This is a genomic window from Bradyrhizobium sp. 1 (genome assembly GCF_023073315.1).
Lineage (GTDB): Bacteria > Pseudomonadota > Alphaproteobacteria > Rhizobiales > Xanthobacteraceae > Bradyrhizobium.
Genome location: NZ_JADPJH010000018.1, coordinates 594,570 through 610,343, shown reverse-complemented (window position 1 = coordinate 610,343; position 15,774 = coordinate 594,570). Strand labels below are relative to the sequence as shown.

General features: G+C 64.0%; 15 protein-coding genes. 6 read left to right on the top strand and 9 right to left on the bottom strand.

Annotation, left to right across the window (positions count from 1 at the left end; genetic code table 11):
* Window positions 1-46 precede the first annotated feature (46 nt).
* Window positions 47-1,303, bottom strand: a complete 1,257-nt coding sequence (locus IVB29_RS15390) for an aspartate kinase (protein WP_247504199.1) — start codon at window positions 1,301-1,303, stop codon at window positions 47-49.
* Window positions 1,304-1,476: 173 nt separating this feature from the next.
* Between IVB29_RS15390 and IVB29_RS15385 the strand changes: the two genes are divergently transcribed.
* From IVB29_RS15385 to IVB29_RS15375, 3 genes are all read left to right on the top strand, one after another.
* The gene (locus IVB29_RS15385; protein ID WP_247504198.1) at window positions 1,477-1,944 is read left to right on the top strand and encodes a PH domain-containing protein; all 468 of its coding nucleotides are present in this window, start codon (window positions 1,477-1,479) and stop codon (window positions 1,942-1,944) included.
* Between the two features lie 14 nt (window positions 1,945-1,958).
* Entirely contained in the window at window positions 1,959-2,726 is a 768-nt protein-coding gene (gene ubiG / locus IVB29_RS15380) for a bifunctional 2-polyprenyl-6-hydroxyphenol methylase/3-demethylubiquinol 3-O-methyltransferase UbiG (RefSeq protein WP_247504197.1), read from the top strand.
* A gap of 223 nt (window positions 2,727-2,949) precedes the next feature.
* Window positions 2,950-3,849 carry an EamA family transporter gene (locus IVB29_RS15375; protein WP_247504196.1) on the top strand — a complete coding sequence of 300 codons (900 nt, stop codon included), beginning with the start codon at window positions 2,950-2,952 and terminating at the stop codon, window positions 3,847-3,849.
* Here the strand turns inward: IVB29_RS15375 and IVB29_RS15370 are convergent.
* From IVB29_RS15370 to IVB29_RS15355, 4 genes are read right to left on the bottom strand one after another with little or no spacing between them, the layout of a single operon-like run.
* Window positions 3,846-4,328, bottom strand: a complete 483-nt coding sequence (locus IVB29_RS15370) for a DUF1178 family protein (protein WP_247504195.1) — start codon at window positions 4,326-4,328, stop codon at window positions 3,846-3,848. The two genes, IVB29_RS15375 and IVB29_RS15370, sit on opposite strands and share 4 nt — an antisense overlap.
* Window positions 4,325-5,215 (bottom strand): carbon-nitrogen hydrolase family protein, encoded by an 891-nt coding sequence (locus IVB29_RS15365; RefSeq protein ID WP_247504194.1) that lies wholly within the window; start codon window positions 5,213-5,215, stop codon window positions 4,325-4,327. Before IVB29_RS15365 ends, IVB29_RS15370 begins: the two co-directional genes overlap by 4 nt.
* Window positions 5,212-5,487 (bottom strand): glutaredoxin 3, encoded by a 276-nt coding sequence (grxC, locus tag IVB29_RS15360; protein WP_247504193.1) that lies wholly within the window; start codon window positions 5,485-5,487, stop codon window positions 5,212-5,214. The genes IVB29_RS15365 and grxC overlap by 4 nt, the downstream gene beginning before the upstream one ends.
* Window positions 5,488-5,534: 47 nt before the next feature.
* On the bottom strand, window positions 5,535-6,332 hold the full coding sequence (locus IVB29_RS15355) for a ComF family protein (protein WP_247504192.1): 798 nt from the start codon (window positions 6,330-6,332) through the stop codon (window positions 5,535-5,537).
* 207 nt (window positions 6,333-6,539) lie between these two features.
* Here IVB29_RS15355 and IVB29_RS15350 point away from each other — a divergent pair, with 207 nt between their 5' ends.
* Complete coding sequence (locus IVB29_RS15350; RefSeq protein ID WP_247504191.1) at window positions 6,540-7,409, top strand: methyltransferase domain-containing protein; 870 nt, start codon at window positions 6,540-6,542, stop codon at window positions 7,407-7,409.
* Between the two features lie 128 nt (window positions 7,410-7,537).
* Here the strand turns inward: IVB29_RS15350 and mutT are convergent, their stop codons facing one another.
* Window positions 7,538-7,948 carry an 8-oxo-dGTP diphosphatase MutT gene (mutT, locus tag IVB29_RS15345; protein ID WP_247504190.1) on the bottom strand — a complete coding sequence of 137 codons (411 nt, stop codon included), beginning with the start codon at window positions 7,946-7,948 and terminating at the stop codon, window positions 7,538-7,540.
* Between the two features lie 136 nt (window positions 7,949-8,084).
* Here mutT and IVB29_RS15340 point away from each other — a divergent pair, with 136 nt between their 5' ends.
* Window positions 8,085-9,443 carry a TadE/TadG family type IV pilus assembly protein gene (locus IVB29_RS15340; protein ID WP_247504189.1) on the top strand — a complete coding sequence of 453 codons (1,359 nt, stop codon included), beginning with the start codon at window positions 8,085-8,087 and terminating at the stop codon, window positions 9,441-9,443.
* Between the two features lie 183 nt (window positions 9,444-9,626).
* Here the strand turns inward: IVB29_RS15340 and argJ are convergent, their stop codons facing one another.
* Together argJ and IVB29_RS15330 are read right to left on the bottom strand one after the other, a co-directional pair.
* Window positions 9,627-10,868 (bottom strand): bifunctional glutamate N-acetyltransferase/amino-acid acetyltransferase ArgJ, encoded by a 1,242-nt coding sequence (gene argJ, locus IVB29_RS15335; protein WP_247504188.1) that lies wholly within the window; start codon window positions 10,866-10,868, stop codon window positions 9,627-9,629.
* Between the two features lie 131 nt (window positions 10,869-10,999).
* Window positions 11,000-11,932, bottom strand: coding sequence for a peptidylprolyl isomerase (locus IVB29_RS15330; RefSeq protein WP_247504187.1), 933 nt, complete (start codon window positions 11,930-11,932; stop codon window positions 11,000-11,002).
* A gap of 353 nt (window positions 11,933-12,285) precedes the next feature.
* Between IVB29_RS15330 and secA the strand changes: the two genes are divergently transcribed.
* Window positions 12,286-15,126, top strand: coding sequence for a preprotein translocase subunit SecA (gene secA / locus IVB29_RS15325; protein ID WP_247504186.1), 2,841 nt, complete (start codon window positions 12,286-12,288; stop codon window positions 15,124-15,126).
* A 174-nt stretch (window positions 15,127-15,300) separates the two neighbouring features.
* On the opposite strand, the gene IVB29_RS15320 is transcribed toward secA, so the two are convergent.
* Window positions 15,301-15,735: a MarR family transcriptional regulator gene (locus IVB29_RS15320; RefSeq protein WP_247504185.1), complete on the bottom strand. Its 435-nt coding sequence runs from the start codon at window positions 15,733-15,735 to the stop codon at window positions 15,301-15,303.
* Window positions 15,736-15,774: the final 39 nt, after the last annotated feature.

Below are 15,774 nucleotides of genomic sequence, written 5' to 3'. Positions count from 1 at the left end.
GTGTGTACACCTTCGCGTTTGCTGCGACCGCTAAGAGAAAATTAGTCTAAGCCTGATCGAGGCCGTAGAGCGTGTGCAGCGTCCGCACCGCAAGTTCGGTATAGGCCGTGTCGATCAAGACCGAGAATTTGATCTCGGAGGTTGTAATGGCCCGGATGTTGATATTCCGTCCGGCGAGGGCCGAAAACGCCTGGGCGGCGACGCCGGCATGGCTGCGCATGCCGCTGCCGATCACCGAGATCTTGGCAACGTCGGTGGCGGTGTCGAGCCGGTGGTAGCCGATCGTGGCCTTGGCGGCGGTGATCGTGTCCTTGGCGCGGGTATAGTCCGCGGCCGGCACCGTGAAGGTGAGGTCGGTGGTCTTGCCGTCCTCGGAGACGTTCTGGACGATCATGTCGACGTTGATGTTGGCATCCGCCAGCGGGCCGAAGATCGACGCCGCGACGCCGGGCTTGTCCTCGATCTGGCGCACGGAAATCTGGGCCTCGTCCTTTGAAAAGGCGATGCCGGTGACGACGTGGTTTTCCATGATCTCCTCCTCGCCGCAGATCAGCGTGCCGGGCGGCTGGTTGGCATGCGGGTCGATGTCCTCGGGCTTGTCGAAGCTCGAGCGGACGAAGATCGGCATGTTATGGACCATGCCGAGTTCCACCGAGCGGACCTGGAGCACTTTTGCGCCCTGGGAAGCCAGTTCCAGCATGTCCTCGAACGCGATCTTGTCGAGCCTCTTGGCCTTCGGCACGATTCGCGGGTCGGTGGTGTAGACGCCGTCGACGTCGGTGTAGATGTCACAGCGGTCGGCCTTGACGGCGGCGGCGATCGCCACGGCCGAGGTATCGGAGCCGCCGCGGCCGAGCGTGGTGATGCGGCCAGTTTCGGGGTTGATGCCCTGGAAGCCGGCGATGACCGCGACTTCCTTCCGCTCCTTGAAGCGGTTGATGATCTCGCTGCCGTCGATGTCCATGATCCGGGCCGAGGCATGGGCGTCGCTGGTCTTGATCGGGATCTGCCAGCCCTGCCAGGAGCGGGCCTGGATGCCCATGCCCTGAAGCGCGATGGCGAGCAGGCCCGAGGTCACCTGTTCGCCGGAGGCGACGACGGCGTCGTATTCGCGCGCGTCGTGCATCGGCGAGGCCTCGGTGCACCAGGCCACCAGCTCGTTGGTTTTCCCGGACATCGCCGAGACGACCACGGCCACCTCGTGGCCGGCGTCGACCTCACGCTTCACATGGCGTGCGACGTTGCGGATACGTTCGATGTTGGCGACGGATGTGCCGCCGAATTTCATCACGAGGCGGCTCATGACGACGCGTGCATTCCTTCATAAGGATCAGTATGGTGACCCGCGCCGGACGGATGCCTCGCGGGACGCTGATCGCGCGTATACAGAGGGGCGGGGCCGGGGGCAAGCGGGTTCCTCAAGGGGGTCCTCATGGGTTCCTGGGGGCCAATCCGGGCAATGGGTTAATCGAGGTTATGGCGCGTTATATTGACGAAATCCTGCAGCCCGGAGAGCGGGTGCTGTATTCGACCAATGCGCACTGGATCTTCTATTTTCCGGCCATCGTAGCGTGGGTCGTGGCCCTGGCCCTGTTCGTGGCCTCCCGCCAAATCGAGATCTACAGCGTGGAGATGCTGTGCCTGTTCGGCTCCGGCCTGGTAGCGCTGGCTGCCCTGTTCTGGACGGTGAAGGGCTGGTTCCACCGCCTCACCACCGAGACCGACGTCACCAATTTGCGTGTCGTGCACAAGATCGGCTTCATCAAGCGCCGCACCTTCGAAATGGCGCTGGATAAGGTCGAGAGCGTCGACGTCAACCAGACCATCCTTGGACGTATTCTCAACTATGGCGACGTGACCATCAACGGCGTCGGCGAAGGTCGCGAGACCATCCGCACCATCGCCTCGCCGCTCGCCTTCCGTAGTTCGATCACCACGCGGTAGGACCGCGCGTAACCATGAGCATGCAGCAAAATACTTCCGCAAGCGCCCAGCCGGGCTCGACCGTCGACGCCGCCGAGATCGCGAAGTTCTCAAAACTCTCGGCCGAGTGGTGGGACCCCAACGGCAAGATGGCGCCGCTGCACCGGATCAACCCGCTGCGGCTCGGCTATATCCGCGACGCCGCCTGCCGCAAGTTCGAGCGCAATGTCCGCAGCCTGAACTGTCTCGGCGGCCTCCGCGTGCTCGACATCGGCTGCGGTGCCGGCCTGTTGTGCGAACCGCTGTCGCGTCTCGGCGCGCAGGTGATCGGCGTCGATCCGTCGGTCAGCAACATCGCAGCCGCCAAGCTGCACGCCGACAAGGCGCATCTGTCGATCGACTACCGCTGCACCACGGTCGAGGAGATCGATCCGCGCGAGCGCTTCGACATCGTGCTGGCGATGGAAGTGGTCGAGCACGTCGTCGATGTCGGCGTTTTCCTCAAGCGTTGCGCCTCGCTGCTGAAGCCGAACGGCCTGATGGTGGTCTCGACGCTGAACCGGAACTGGAAGAGCTTTGCGCTCGCCATCGTCGGCGCCGAATACGTCCTGCGCTGGCTGCCGCGCGGCACCCACGAGTGGAACAAGTTCGTCACGCCCGACGAGCTGACAAAGTATCTCCTCGACAACCGCCTCGTCATCACCGAGCAGACCGGCGTCGTCTACTCGCCCTTCGCCGACAAATGGGCGCTCTCGTCGGACATGGACGTGAACTACATGGTGGTGGCCGAAGGCATGGTGTGAGGTCGTGAGTGGTGCGCGAGCTGTCACTCCCCCGGAATGGTGTTGGATACGCGGGTTGTCAGCCTTCGCAAAACTGATCCCTGGGGTTATGGGTCCCTGCGTTCGCAGGGACGACAGGGAATTTGGTGCGCGAGCATCGCTCCCATGACATCCGTGCGGTTGACCATGCGGGCCTCAGCTTGCAGGTTGACCCGATCGCTCCTGCAATAACCACCCCACCCCCATGTTCACCATCACCAGCCTCTGGATTCCCTTCACAGTTATTGCCGCGCTAGGCCAGGTCGCGCGCAATGCGATGCAGCGGTCGTTGACGAAGCCACTGGGGACCTGGGGCGCGACCAATATCCGCTTCCTGTTCGGCTTCCCGTTCTCGCTGCTGTTCCTTGCCGTGGTGCTGGTCGCAACCGGCGACCATCTCGGCATGCCGCCGACCGTGTTCTGGCCGTGGCTGCTGCTCGGGGCGCTTAGCCAGATCGTCGCGACCGGCTTGATGCTGCTCGCCATGAACGACCGCTCCTTCGTGGTGACGACGGCGTACCTCAAGACCGAGGCGATCCAGACCGCGATCTTCGGCTTCGTCTTCCTCGGCGATCACCTGACATGGCTGAAGGTGCTGGCGATCGTGATCGCGACAATCGGCGTCGTCATCACCGCGCTGCGGCCCGGCGGCGAGAAGAGCTTTGCCGAGCTGAAGCCGACCATCACCGGCCTCGTCGCGGCCGCGGCGTTCGCGCTGTCGGCGGTCGGTTTTCGGGGCGCCATCATCAACGTGCCGGACGTATCCTTCGTGACGTCGGCGTCGTTCACGCTGGTGCTCGGCCTGTTCGTGCAGACGCTGATCCTGACGATCTATCTGCTCTGGCGCGCGCCAAAAGTGCTCCAGGCGATCATGGGGTTATGGAAGCCGTCGCTTCTCGCAGGCTTCATGGGCGCCTTTGCTTCGCAATTCTGGTTCCTGGCGTTCGCGCTGACGGCCGCCGCGAACGTCCGCACGCTCGCTCTGATCGAGGTGCTGTTCGCGCAGGGAGTGGCGTATTACTCGTTCAAGCAGCCGATCGCGTCGCGCGAACTTGCAGGCATCGCGCTCATCATCATCGGCGTTGCGGTGCTGGTGGGGGCCTAGTTCCGGTCTTCCGGCAGCGTCGGCAGCGGCGACACCTCGATGCCCTCGTCGATCAGCGACTTCGCCTCGTCGGGCGAGGCCTCGCCGTAGATCGGGCGATGCTCCTTGTCGCCGTAATGCATCGCGCGGGCTTCATTCGCAAAGCGCTCGCCGACATTGTCGGCGTTCTTGACGATGTGATCGCGCAGCTCCTTCAGCTTGGTGCGGAGCTCTTTCTCCTGCGCCATCATCAGAGAGGTCGACTCGGACGGCGCAGTCTCGGGCGCGGCGGTTGTCGCCGGCTCCGGCGGCGGCGTTGCGCGGCCACGGCCCTTCTTGCCGACGATGCGCGGGGCCATGATCGCCTTGTCGACCTTGGCCGAACCGCAGATCGGACAGGTCACGAGCTTGCGCTTCACCTGCGAATCGTAGGCCGACGAGCTCTGGAACCAGCTCTCGAACTCGTGGTTGTGGTCGCAGTGGAGCGCGTAGCGGATCATGCCGATCCCCGCACCAAATGCAGATGGTCCGGCCCGGCCTTGGGATCGGCGACGCCGAAGCGGCGGCCGTGCTGGAGCGACGGGATCGCGCGGCGCGCCGTCTCGACCTTGGCCGGGTCGATCTTGGCCATGATGATGCCGGGCTCGACATCGCCCTCGGCGAGGATCTCGCCCCAGGGGTCGATGATCAGCGAATGGCCGAACGTCTCGCGCTTGTTCTCGTGGGTGCCGGCCTGTGCGGCGGCAAAGATGAAGCAGCCGGTCTCGATCGCGCGTGCGCGCAGCAGGATGTGCCAGTGCGCCTCGCCGGTCTTGCGGGTGAAGGCGGACGGCACCGTGATGAAATACGCACCGCTTTCGGCCAGCGCACGATAGAGCGCGGGGAAGCGCACATCGTAGCAGATCGTTAAGCCCACGCGGCCCCAGGGCAGGTCGGAGATCACGGCGGTCTCGCCCGGCTGGTAGTTGGCGGATTCGCGATAGCTCTCGCCGTCCGGCAGCTCGATGTCGAACATGTGAATCTTGTCGTAGCTCGCGAGCACATTGCCCTCGGGCCCGATCAGGAAGGAACGGTTGACCGCTTTTTCCTCTGAGAACCGCAGCGCCAGCGAGCCGACATGGATGTGGATCTTCAGCTCGGCCGCGAGCGCGCGATAGGCCTTCAGCGAGGTGTCGTCCTGTTCGCTCTGGAGGTGCTCGAACAGCGCCTTGCGGTTGAGCTGCATCATGTTGCTGACTTCGGGAGTCTGCACGTAGTCGGCGCCGTTGGCTGCTGCCTGACGGATCAGCCTGGTGGCCTGCGCCAGGCTCGGCTCCGGCATCAGACCGGTGCGCATCTGAATCATGGCGGCGGTGAAGGTCCTGTCTTGAGCTTGATCCTGGCTCATGACACCGCCTTCACGCTTTCGAGCATGCCGTCGAGCTTGCCTTCGCGGTCGAGCGCGTAGAGGTCGTCACAACCGCCGATATGGGTGCCGCCGATCCAGATCTGCGGGAAGGTCGAACCTTCGCCGGCACGATCGTACATCTCGTCGCGCCAGGACGCGTTCCGGGCGACGTCGAACTCCGTGAAATTAACCTTCTTGCGGGTCAGCAGCGATTTGGCGGCGGAACAATAGCCGCAGCCCGGCCTGGTGTAGATCTCGACAGCAGCGGTCATGTTGTCTGGCGCTCTCATGTCATGAATTCATTGAATTATATGGGACTTCACCGGCTCTCGACAACCCGGGCGAAGACCAGCACGTCGACCTGGGCCGCTTTGGCGCGGAGCAAGGCCCGCGCGCAGGCATCCAGCGTCGCACCTGAGGTCAGGACATCGTCGATCAGGACGATCCGCCGGCCCTGGACCTCGGCCTGACGGTCGGGGGATACCTGGAATGCGCCCTGCACATTGGTGGCGCGCTGGGCTCGCGACAGGCCGATCTGCTGCTCGGTGGCGCGCACCCGGCGCAGCACCTCGCCCCGCACCTTGACCCCGCTCTGCCGCTCGATGATTCGCGCCAGCGCCCCGGACTGGTTGTAGCGGCGGCGCCAGGCCCGCCGCCAATGCAGGGGAACGGGAATCAGCATGTCGGCGCCGGCGAGCAGCTCGCCGCCCGCGCGCGCCATCCAGCGGCCCATGGCCGGCGCCAGATCGGTGCGGTCCTGGTATTTCAGTGCATGCACCAGCGTGCGCGCAACATCGTCATAGCGCACCGCCGCGCGTGCCCGCTGGTAAGCCGGCGGGCTCGCGATCGCCTCCATCGACAGCATGTCGGGGCCGGGATCATACACGAAGGGAATGCCGAGGCGTGGGCAATAAGGCCGTTCAATGAACGACAGTTTTGCCCAGCATGCCGCGCAAACGCCCTCGCCGTCGACCGGCTCGCGACAGGATACGCACAGCGTCGGCAGCGCGATGTCGAGCGCGAGCCGTGCTGCCCGCGTCAGGACGTGGCGGCCTGCCGTCCACGCGGCACGGAGCGGCGCGGCGATGGAGCGGGTGGGGGCGGTGTCGGATGACATGGAAGAGAGGCTAGCGTTAGCCGACAATCCGCTCAAGCCACGGTCTCGTGCCCCGGACGCAGCGCAGCGCTCCTTCAGCGGTGCGCTGCAGAGCCGGGCCCATCTCGCCGCATCGCACCGTGTCGCCCTCTGGGGCCCGGCTCTGCGGAGCGTCACTTCGTGCCGCACCGCGTCCGGGACACGAGAGAGGAGATTGCAATCGCGGCCATGATCGGCGTAACCAGCGGCATGGTCCAGACCCCGCAAACCCCGCCCGCTTTGTTCGATCGCGCGCTGCTACATGCGCGGCAGCGCCGCGCGCATGCGCAAGGCGAGGTGACATTCCTGCTCGATCGTGTTGCCGAGGATATGTCCGACCGGTTGGCTGCCGTGATGCGCGAGTTTAATGCCGCCGCTGATCTCTGGACGCCGGGTGAAGGGCTCGCGGTTTTGCGCACGCGGCTGCGTTCCATCGAACGGATCGTACTCGATGCGGCGGGCGCGGAAAAATTGCCGTTCGCGCCGGAAAGCCTCGATCTCGTCGTCTCGGCGCTAGCGCTGCAATTCGTCAACGATCTGCCCGGCGTGTTCGCGCAAATCCGCCGTGCGCTGAGGCCGGACGGGCTGCTGCTGGCCGCGATGATCGGCGGCGACAGCCTGACCGAGCTGCGCCAGGCCTTTGCCGCGGCGGAAGCCGAATGCGAGGGCGGCGTGTCGCCACGCGTCGCGCCGTTCGCTGATCTCAGAGACATCGGCGCGCTGTTGCAGCGGGCGGGCTTTGCGCTGCCGGTCACCGACGTCGATCGCGTCGTGGTGCGTTATTCCAATGCGTTTGCGCTGATGCAGGATCTCCGCCGCATGGGTGCAGCCAATGTGCTGATCGAGCGGAGGCGCACGCCGAGCCGGCGCGCGACCCTGCTGCGCATGGCCGAAATCTATGCCGAGCGCTTCGCCGATGCCGACGGCCGCATCCGCGCGACATTCGACATCATCTGGCTCTCAGGCTGGGCCCCGCATGCGAGCCAGCAGCAGCCGCTCAAGCCGGGGTCGGCAAAAGCCAGTCTGGCGGAGGCGGTGAAGAAGGCGGGGAAAGAGTGACGCGTGTCCCGGACGCGCTGCAGCGTTCCCTGGCAATGCGAAGCATCGTCCAGTACGCTGCTGCGGGCCCCGGCTCAGCGGCGCACCGCTGAAGGAGCGCTACGCTGCGTCCGGGGCACAGCGCGAACTCACATCAGCAAATCAATCAAATGCGGGATCAGCGGAATATCCGCCGGCGGCATCGGGTAGTCGCGCAGCTTGTTGGCGCGAACCCAGGCGAGGTTTTGGCCTTCGCGGCCCGCCACCTGCCCCTCCCAGCGCCGGCAGATGTAGAGCGGCATCAACAGGTGGAAGGTCTCGTAGCCGTAGCTCGCAAACGTCAGCGGGGCCAGGCACGGCTCGGCAACGGTGATGCCGAGCTCTTCGTGGAGCTCGCGGATCAGGCTCTGCTCCGGCCGCTCGCCGGGTTCGCACTTGCCGCCGGGAAATTCCCAGAGGCCGGCCAGCGCCTTGCCCTCGGGGCGCTGCGCGATCAGGACGCGGTTATCGGCGTCGACCAGCGCGCAGGCCACCACCAGTGTCAGTTTGAGATCGGCCATAAGTGATGTCGCTCGCTGAAGATCGTCCGCAACGCCTTGTTAACCTCGTCACGGCTCGCGTTTCTACGGTCTCCATAAGTCATATTTAATCGACTGTTCCTAGGGTGGAACCGCACAACCACTCCGGGCCCAACCTATGCGCGCTGCGCTTCAAACCTTCTCGCGCCGATTTGCCCGCGACCAGCGCGGCAATGTCGCGGTGATCTTCGCAATCTGCTGCGTTCCGCTGATCGCGATGGTTGGCTATGCGGTCGATTACTCCCGCGCGACGCAGGTCCGATCCAAGCTGCAAGCCGCGGCCGACGCGGCCAGCGTCGGTGCGATTGCCAAGGCCTCGCCGGCCTTTATCGCCGCGGGTACGATGACGTCGGATGGTTCGATTTCCGTTGGTGTCACCGACGCCCAGAACATCTTCGACGCCAATCGCGCCAATCTGACCGGCTATACGCTCAACAGCGTCACCCCGACCGTCGTCAAGACCGGCTCGACCGTCAACGCGACCGTCTCGTTCACCGCCACCATCAACACCATGTTTCTCGGCCTGATCGGCCAGACCGCGCTGACCATGAGCGGCACGTCGACGTCAACGGCCAACATGCCGCTCTATGTCGACTTCTATCTCCTCCTGGACAATTCGCCGTCGATGGGTGTCGCAGCGACACCGACCGACATCACGAATATGCAGGCAAAGACGGGCGGATGCGCATTCGCGTGTCACGACACATCCAAGAGCGCGGGCACGAGCAACTACGACATAGCCAAGGCAAATGGCATCACCACCCGAATCGACGTGGTGCGCCAGGCGAGCGCGAACTTGATGGACACAGCCCAGAACACGCAGACCTATACCAGCCAGTTCAGAATGGCGATCTACGATTTCGGCGCTGCGTCAGCGACGATCGGATTGAGAAATCTGTTTTCGCTCTCGTCGAGCCTGACGTCCGCCAAGACCGCGGCGGGAAGCATCGACCTGATGGCGGTCGCTGGTCAGAATGATTCGTATACGGCCGACAAAGACACGCCCTTCACCACTATTTTTCCTGCGATCAATAGCGCAATCGCCTCGCCGGGAGCTGGCACATCCGCGTCACCGCTGAAATATCTGTTCTTTGTATCCGATGGCGTCGCCGACGAAACCAACTCGGGCACGACGATGTGCAGCGTATCATCGGCTTCGTATCCTCTTTACACGCCAACGAACCGCTGTCAGTCGCCGATCAACCCGGCGCTCTGCACGACGATCAAGAACCGCGGTATCAAGATCGCGGTGCTGTACACGACGTACCAGCCCCCTACTGACAACTGGTACAACACGTGGATATCGCCCTTCAACGCCGGGACGTGGGGGCCGTCTCCGAACAGCAAGATCGCGCAGAACATGCAGAGCTGCGCTTCGCCGGGATTCTATTTCGAGGTCAGCCCTACCCAGGGTATTTCGGACGCGATGAACGCGCTGTTCAAGAAGGCGGTCGCCGACGCGCGGATCGCGGGGTGATTTGAAGCAAAGCTCCATCACCGTCACCCCGAGGCGGCCGCTTCTTAGCGGCCCTCGAAGGGCGACAAGCCGGGCTTTCTCCGTACGGCGGCGGCGTGGCCGTGCATCTTTCGAGGCTCCCGGCGCGATGCTTTCGCATCGCGCCACTCGCACCTCAGGATGACGGTTAGAGAGCAGCGGACGCTACGACCTGTAGTCCCCGTTGATCGCGATATATTCCTTGGTGAGGTCGCAGGTCAGCACGCGGTCGCGGCCCTTGCCGAGGCCGAGCGAGACCTTGATCGCGATCTCCGGCGCCTTCATCGCTTCCGACACCTGGGCTTCGTCATAGGACGGATCGCGCGCGCCACTCTTGGCGACGCGGATGCCGTTGAAGGAAATCGACAGCTTGTCGCGATCGGCAGGCTCGCCGGCCTTGCCGACCGCCATCACGACGCGGCCCCAATTGGCGTCCTCGCCGGCGATCGCGGTCTTGACCAGTGGCGAGTTCGCAATCGACATCGCGATCTTGCGGGCGGAAGCCTTGGTCTTGGCGCCCTCGACGGTGATCTCGACCAGTTTTCGCGCGCCTTCGCCGTCGCGGGCGACTTGCTCGGACAGATTGGCGAGCACCTGGTTGAAGGCTTTGACGAAGGCCTTCAGCCTGGGATCGCTGGCGCGGCTGATCTTTGGCGCGCCGTGTTCGGCGGCAGCGCCGGTTGCAAACGCGAGCAGCGTGTCCGACGTCGAGGTGTCGCCGTCGATCGTCACTGCGTTAAACGTGTCCTCAACGCCGGCCTTGAGCAGCGCCTGCAGCGCGGCGGGCGCAATCGGCGCGTCGGTGAAGATAAAGCACAGCATCGTCGCCATGTCCGGCGCGATCATGCCGGCGCCCTTGGCCATGCCGTTGATGGTGACCTTGGCCTTGCCGAGCTTGACGGTCGCGGTCGCGACCTTCGGGAAGGTGTCCGTGGTCATGATCGCCTTGGCCGCAGCGAGATAGTCGCCGGGCTCGGTGGTCTCGGCGAGGCGGCCGAGCACGCCGTCGAACTTGGTTGCATCCAGCGGCTCGCCGATCACGCCGGTCGAGGCCAGGAAGATTTCACCCTCGCTGCACCCGACGGCCTTGGCCGCGATCTTCGCGGTCAGCGCGGTGGAGCTGCGGCCGGTCTTGCCGGTGAAGGCGTTGGCATTGCCGGAATTGACCACCAGCGCGCGCGCCTTGCCGCCCTTCAGTTTAGCACGGCACCATTCGACCGGCGCGGAGGGGCACTTCGACTTGGTGAAGACGCCGGCGACCGCGGTGCCCTTGTCCATCACCGCCAGCAGCACGTCGGTGCGGTTCTTGTAGCGGATGCCGGCCTCGGCCGTCGCGAGACGGATGCCCGCGATGGTGGGCATGTCGGGAACAGATTTGGGGGCGAGCGGGGAGACGGAGGAGGACATCGGAGGGCGCGCCTTGATGAGGTCTGGATATGCAGATGCCCGGCCCTCTTGGCGAAGACACGCTTCGCGCTTAGGGCCGGGCATCACGAAGGCTTAGATACTCTTCACGTCACCGAAGTGACAGCGAATTCTTACTTCTTTGCGGGCGGCGCCATCTTGCTGTCGGAGGGCTTGGCGTCGGTCTTGGCCGCATCGGCCGGCTTGGCATCCGACTTCGCGTCCGCCGCCGGCTGGTCCATCCGCTCGACCTTGGCTTCCGCGCGCAGCTTGGCGACGTAGTCGGCCTGGGCCTTGCGGGTGACATACTGCTCGATCTGGGCCTTGACCTGCTCGAAATCGGGCGCCTTGCGGCTGCGCTTTTCCTCGACCTTGATGATGTGCCAGCCGAACTGCGACTTCACGGGGTCGGAGATCTTGCCCGGCTCCAGCGCGAAGGCGACCGCCGAGAATTCCGGCACCATCTGCTCCTTGGTGAAGAAGCCGAGGTCGCCGCCATCGGCCGAGCCCGGATCCTTGGACTTTTTCTTGGCGAGCTCGGCGAAATCGGCGCCCTTGTCGAGCTCGGCCTTCACCGCCTTGGCCTCGTCCTCGGTCTCGACCAGGATGTGGCGGGCGCGCACTTCCTGCTCGCCGGTGATCTGCTTGGAGGCCTCTTCATAGACCTTCTTCATGGCGTCGGGGGTGGTGGCGGCCTTGCCTTCCTGGGCCAGCAAATTGTCCATCAGCAGGCGGTTGCGGGCGAACGCCATGCGCTTCTTGAACTCCTCGCCGTCCGCGATCTTCTTGTCCTCGGCGGCCTTGCCGACGATCTTCATGTCGATGAGGAAGGACAGGACGTTCTCTTCCTTGGTCGCCGGGTCCATCTGGGCGAGGCTCGGTCCGAGTTCCTCCTCGGCCATGGCGACGTCGCTCTTCTTGATTTCAGTGCCATTGACCTTCGCCAGCACCGGATCGTCGGCAGCCCGGCCGGGACCCGCGATCAGCGCCAGCGCAAGGCAGCCCACGAAGGCGGTGGCGAGGCCGAAGCGCAGGCCGGTTTTGGTTACCGGGAACGAGGTGGTCATGGAAAATCCTTTTGTTGAAGCAGGGGGCTGCTCGAAGCGGGCGGACACTCGCCCAATTCAGGGGGGCTTGGCAACGCGAAAAGTCTGTCAAAATGATGAATTAGCCGCAATACGGCCGCCGTTGACAAGGCCCTGACCGGGCCATATCTCTGCCCGGTCGCGACCATGGCGATGGCGTTTATTTTGCTGCGTTTTTGGCCGTTGAACCCAGACTTGTCCAATTCCCACCCATATGGCGGATGACCCCCGCAGTCCGGGCTCTGACGCCATCGGGCGTCACGGTGAGTTGATAGGCAGGCGGGTGACAACTTCTTGGCTGCAACGCGGTTGAATCGCGAACACAGGAACTAGGCATGATCGGCGCGCTCGCCCGCAAGTTTTTCGGCTCCGCCAACGACCGGCGGGTGAAGGGATATCAGTCCCGCGTCAGCGCGATCAACGCGCTGGAGCCCGAGATCGTCAAGCTCTCCGACGACGAGCTCAAGGCCCGCACCGCCGAGTTCAAGAAGCAGCTCGCCGAAGGCAAGACGCTCGACGACCTGCTGGTCCCCGCCTTCGCCACCGTGCGCGAGGCCGCCAAGCGCACGCTCGGCCAGCGCCATTTCGACGTCCAGCTGATCGGCGGCATGGTGCTGCACGAGGGCGACATCGCCGAGATGAAGACCGGCGAAGGCAAGACGCTGGTCGCAACGCTTGCGGTCTACCTCAATGCGCTCGCCGGCAAAGGCATCCACGTCGTCACCGTCAACGACTACCTCGCCAGCCGCGACTCCGCCTGGATGGGCCAGGTCTACAGCTTCCTCGGCCTGACCACCGGCGTGATCGTGCACGGTCTGGACGATGCCGAGCGCAAGGCGGCCTATGCCTGCGACATCACCTACGGCACCAACAACGAATACGGCTTCGACTATCTGCGCGACAACATGAAGTACCGGCTCGAGGACATGGTCCAGCGGCCGCACTTCTACGCCATCGTCGACGAGGTCGATTCCATCCTGATCGACGAAGCGCGCACGCCGCTGATCATCTCCGGTCCGCTCGACGACCGCTCCGACTTCTACAACACCATCGACGGCTTCCTGCCCAAGCTCGACAAGACCGACTACGACGTCGACGAGAAGCAGCGCACCGTGACGCTGACCGAAGCCGGCATGGAGAAGATCGAAGGGCTGCTGCGCGATGCCGGTCAGCTCAAGGGTGAATCGCTCTACGACGTCGAGAACGTCTCCGTCGTGCATCACATCAATCAGGCGCTGCGGGCCCACACGCTGTTCACCCGCGACAAGGACTATATCGTCCGCGACGACGAGGTCGTGATCATCGACGAATTCACCGGACGCATGATGGCCGGCCGACGCTATTCCGAAGGCCTGCACCAGGCGCTGGAAGCCAAGGAGCACGTCCAGGTTCAGCCCGAGAACCAGACGCTGGCTTCGATCACCTTCCAGAACTATTTCCGGATGTACGAGAAGCTCGCCGGCATGACCGGTACGGCGCTGACCGAAGCCGACGAATTGTTCGACATCTACAAGCTCGAAGTCGTGGAGATCCCGACCAACGTGCCGGTGGGCCGCCTGGACGAGGACGACGAGGTCTATCGCACCCAGAACGAGAAATACGCCGCGATCCTCGCCGAGATCGAGCGCGCCAATGCGCGGCTGCAGCCGGTGCTGGTCGGCACGGCCTCGATCGAAAAATCGGAAGTGATCGCCGAGTACCTGAAGAAGCACGGCTACCGGCAGATCGATTTCGGCAACGAAAATTCGATGCAGAAGCTGTACGCGGCTGCCCGCGCCGGCAAGCCGGCAAAGCTGTTCGCGGTGCTGAACGCGCGCTTCCACGAGCAGGAAGCCTATATCGTCGCCGAGGCCGGCGTGCCCGGCGCGATCACGATCGCGACCAACATGGCGGGACGCGGTACCGACATCAAGCTCGGCGGCTCGCTCGAGATGCGCATCCAGCAGGAGACTGGGGGCATCGAGGACGAGGCCGAGAAGGCGAAGAAGATCGAGCAGATCAAGGCCGACATCGAGCATTTCCGCGACATCGTGCTGAAGGCCGAGGAAGAGGTCGAGATCGAGCCGGCGAAGGGCTCCAAGCCCGCCAAGATCGTGAAGAAGCCCGGCGGCCTCTACATCATGGGCTCCGAGCGTCACGAATCCCGCCGCATCGACAACCAGCTCCGCGGCCGCTCCGGCCGTCAGGGCGACCCCGGTCGCTCAAAATTCTTCCTGTCGCTGGAAGACGATCTGATGCGCATCTTCGGCTCGGATCGCCTCGACAGCATGCTCCAGCGTCTCGGCCTGCAAGAGGGCGAGGCCATCATCCATCCCTGGATCAACAAGGCGCTCGAGAAGGCGCAGCAGAAGGTCGAAGCGCGCAACTTCGACATCCGCAAGAATTTGCTCAAGTTCGACAACGTCCAGAACGACCAGCGCAAGGTGATCTTCGACCAACGCGTCGACCTGATGAAGGACGACAGCGTTGCCGAGACCGTCTCCGACATGCGCCACGCCTTCATCGACGATCTCGTCGCCAAGCACGTGCCCGAGCATGCCTATGCCGAGCAGTGGGACGTCGCCGGCCTGAAGGAAGAGCTGCGGCGCGTGCTCGATCTCGACCTGCCGGTCGAGGACTGGGCCAAGGAAGAGGGCATCGCCGACGAGGAGCTGCTCACCCGCATCGAGACCAAGGCCGACGAGCACATGGCGGCCAAGGTCGGGCAGTGGGGCCCCGACGTGATGCGTTACGTCGAGAAGACCATTCTGCTGCAGACGCTCGACCATCTCTGGCGCGAGCATTTGATCATGCTCGACCATCTGCGCCAGGTCATTGGCCTCCGCGGCTACGGCCAGCGCGATCCTTTGCAAGAGTACAAGACCGAAGCCTTCAACCTCTTCCAGGAGATGAGCGCGCATCTGCGCGAGGCCGTCACGGCGCAACTGATGCGCGTCGAGATCGTCCCGCCGGAACAGGAAGCACCTGTCCTGCCGCAGATGGAAGCGCACAAGTTCGATCCGAACACCGGCGAAGACGAAATGGCCATCGCCAACGTCTCGCTGGCCCCGCAGACGACCGACGCAGCGCTGCGTGACCCGAAGAACCCGGCAAGCTGGGGCAAGATCGGCCGCAACGAGGACTGCCCGTGCGGAAGCGGCAAGAAGTACAAGCACTGCCACGGGCGGTATGCTTAGCCGTTAAATTCCGCTGTCGTCGCCCGGTTTAACCGGGCGACCCAGTACGCCGCGGCCTCTCGAGTCAACCACAGCTGTCTCTGGAATACCGGATCGCCCGATCCAGTGCGCGGTTGCGCACGAGTCGGGCGATGACAGTTGAGTGCGTCGCGAAAGCTGAGGCTCACTCAATCATCAATTCGAGCTGTCGATTAAGCTCTCCAGCAGCCGCTTCAATTCGCTCGTCGACTTGTCGCCGTAGCTCTCCAGGATGTGCTCCTCCTGGTCCACCGCGAGCGAGTTGAGCTTCTTGCTCAGCACCTTGCCGCGGTCGGAGATGAACATCAGCACCTTGCGGCGGTCGTTCGGGTCCTGCACGCGATAGACCAGCGTGTCGGAGACCATGCGGTCGATCATCTTGGTCAGCGTCGGATGATTGAGCAGCACCGCATCCGCGAGCTCGCCCATCGAATGGCCGTCGCCATCCGACAGCACCTTCAGGATGCGCCATTGCTCGACGGGAACGCCTTCCTTGCTCAAGCGCAGTTCCAGCTGCCGGTTGATCTCCCGGTTGGCCTGCGCGAGCAGATAAGCGAGATGTTCGGTGATCGGGGTGTTCGGTTTTGCCACGGCTAAGACTTCGTCTTGACCCAAATGAGTGAATGTCTT

Bases quoted from the DNA above. Each gene is read 5' to 3' on its own strand.
- IVB29_RS15390 (WP_247504199.1), bottom strand. From the start codon at position 1,303: ATGAGCCGCCTCGTGATGAAATTCGGCGGCACATCCGTCGCCAACATC.
- IVB29_RS15385 (WP_247504198.1), top strand. From the start codon at position 1,477: ATGGCGCGTTATATTGACGAAATCCTGCAGCCCGGAGAGCGGGTGCTG.
- ubiG (WP_247504197.1), top strand. From the start codon at position 1,959: ATGAGCATGCAGCAAAATACTTCCGCAAGCGCCCAGCCGGGCTCGACC.
- IVB29_RS15375 (WP_247504196.1), top strand. From the start codon at position 2,950: ATGTTCACCATCACCAGCCTCTGGATTCCCTTCACAGTTATTGCCGCG.
- IVB29_RS15370 (WP_247504195.1), bottom strand. From the start codon at position 4,328: ATGATCCGCTACGCGCTCCACTGCGACCACAACCACGAGTTCGAGAGC.
- IVB29_RS15365 (WP_247504194.1), bottom strand. From the start codon at position 5,215: ATGAGCCAGGATCAAGCTCAAGACAGGACCTTCACCGCCGCCATGATT.
- grxC (WP_247504193.1), bottom strand. From the start codon at position 5,487: ATGACCGCTGCTGTCGAGATCTACACCAGGCCGGGCTGCGGCTATTGT.
- IVB29_RS15355 (WP_247504192.1), bottom strand. From the start codon at position 6,332: ATGTCATCCGACACCGCCCCCACCCGCTCCATCGCCGCGCCGCTCCGT.
- IVB29_RS15350 (WP_247504191.1), top strand. From the start codon at position 6,540: ATGATCGGCGTAACCAGCGGCATGGTCCAGACCCCGCAAACCCCGCCC.
- mutT (WP_247504190.1), bottom strand. From the start codon at position 7,948: ATGGCCGATCTCAAACTGACACTGGTGGTGGCCTGCGCGCTGGTCGAC.
- IVB29_RS15340 (WP_247504189.1), top strand. From the start codon at position 8,085: ATGCGCGCTGCGCTTCAAACCTTCTCGCGCCGATTTGCCCGCGACCAG.
- argJ (WP_247504188.1), bottom strand. From the start codon at position 10,868: ATGTCCTCCTCCGTCTCCCCGCTCGCCCCCAAATCTGTTCCCGACATG.
- IVB29_RS15330 (WP_247504187.1), bottom strand. From the start codon at position 11,932: ATGACCACCTCGTTCCCGGTAACCAAAACCGGCCTGCGCTTCGGCCTC.
- secA (WP_247504186.1), top strand. From the start codon at position 12,286: ATGATCGGCGCGCTCGCCCGCAAGTTTTTCGGCTCCGCCAACGACCGG.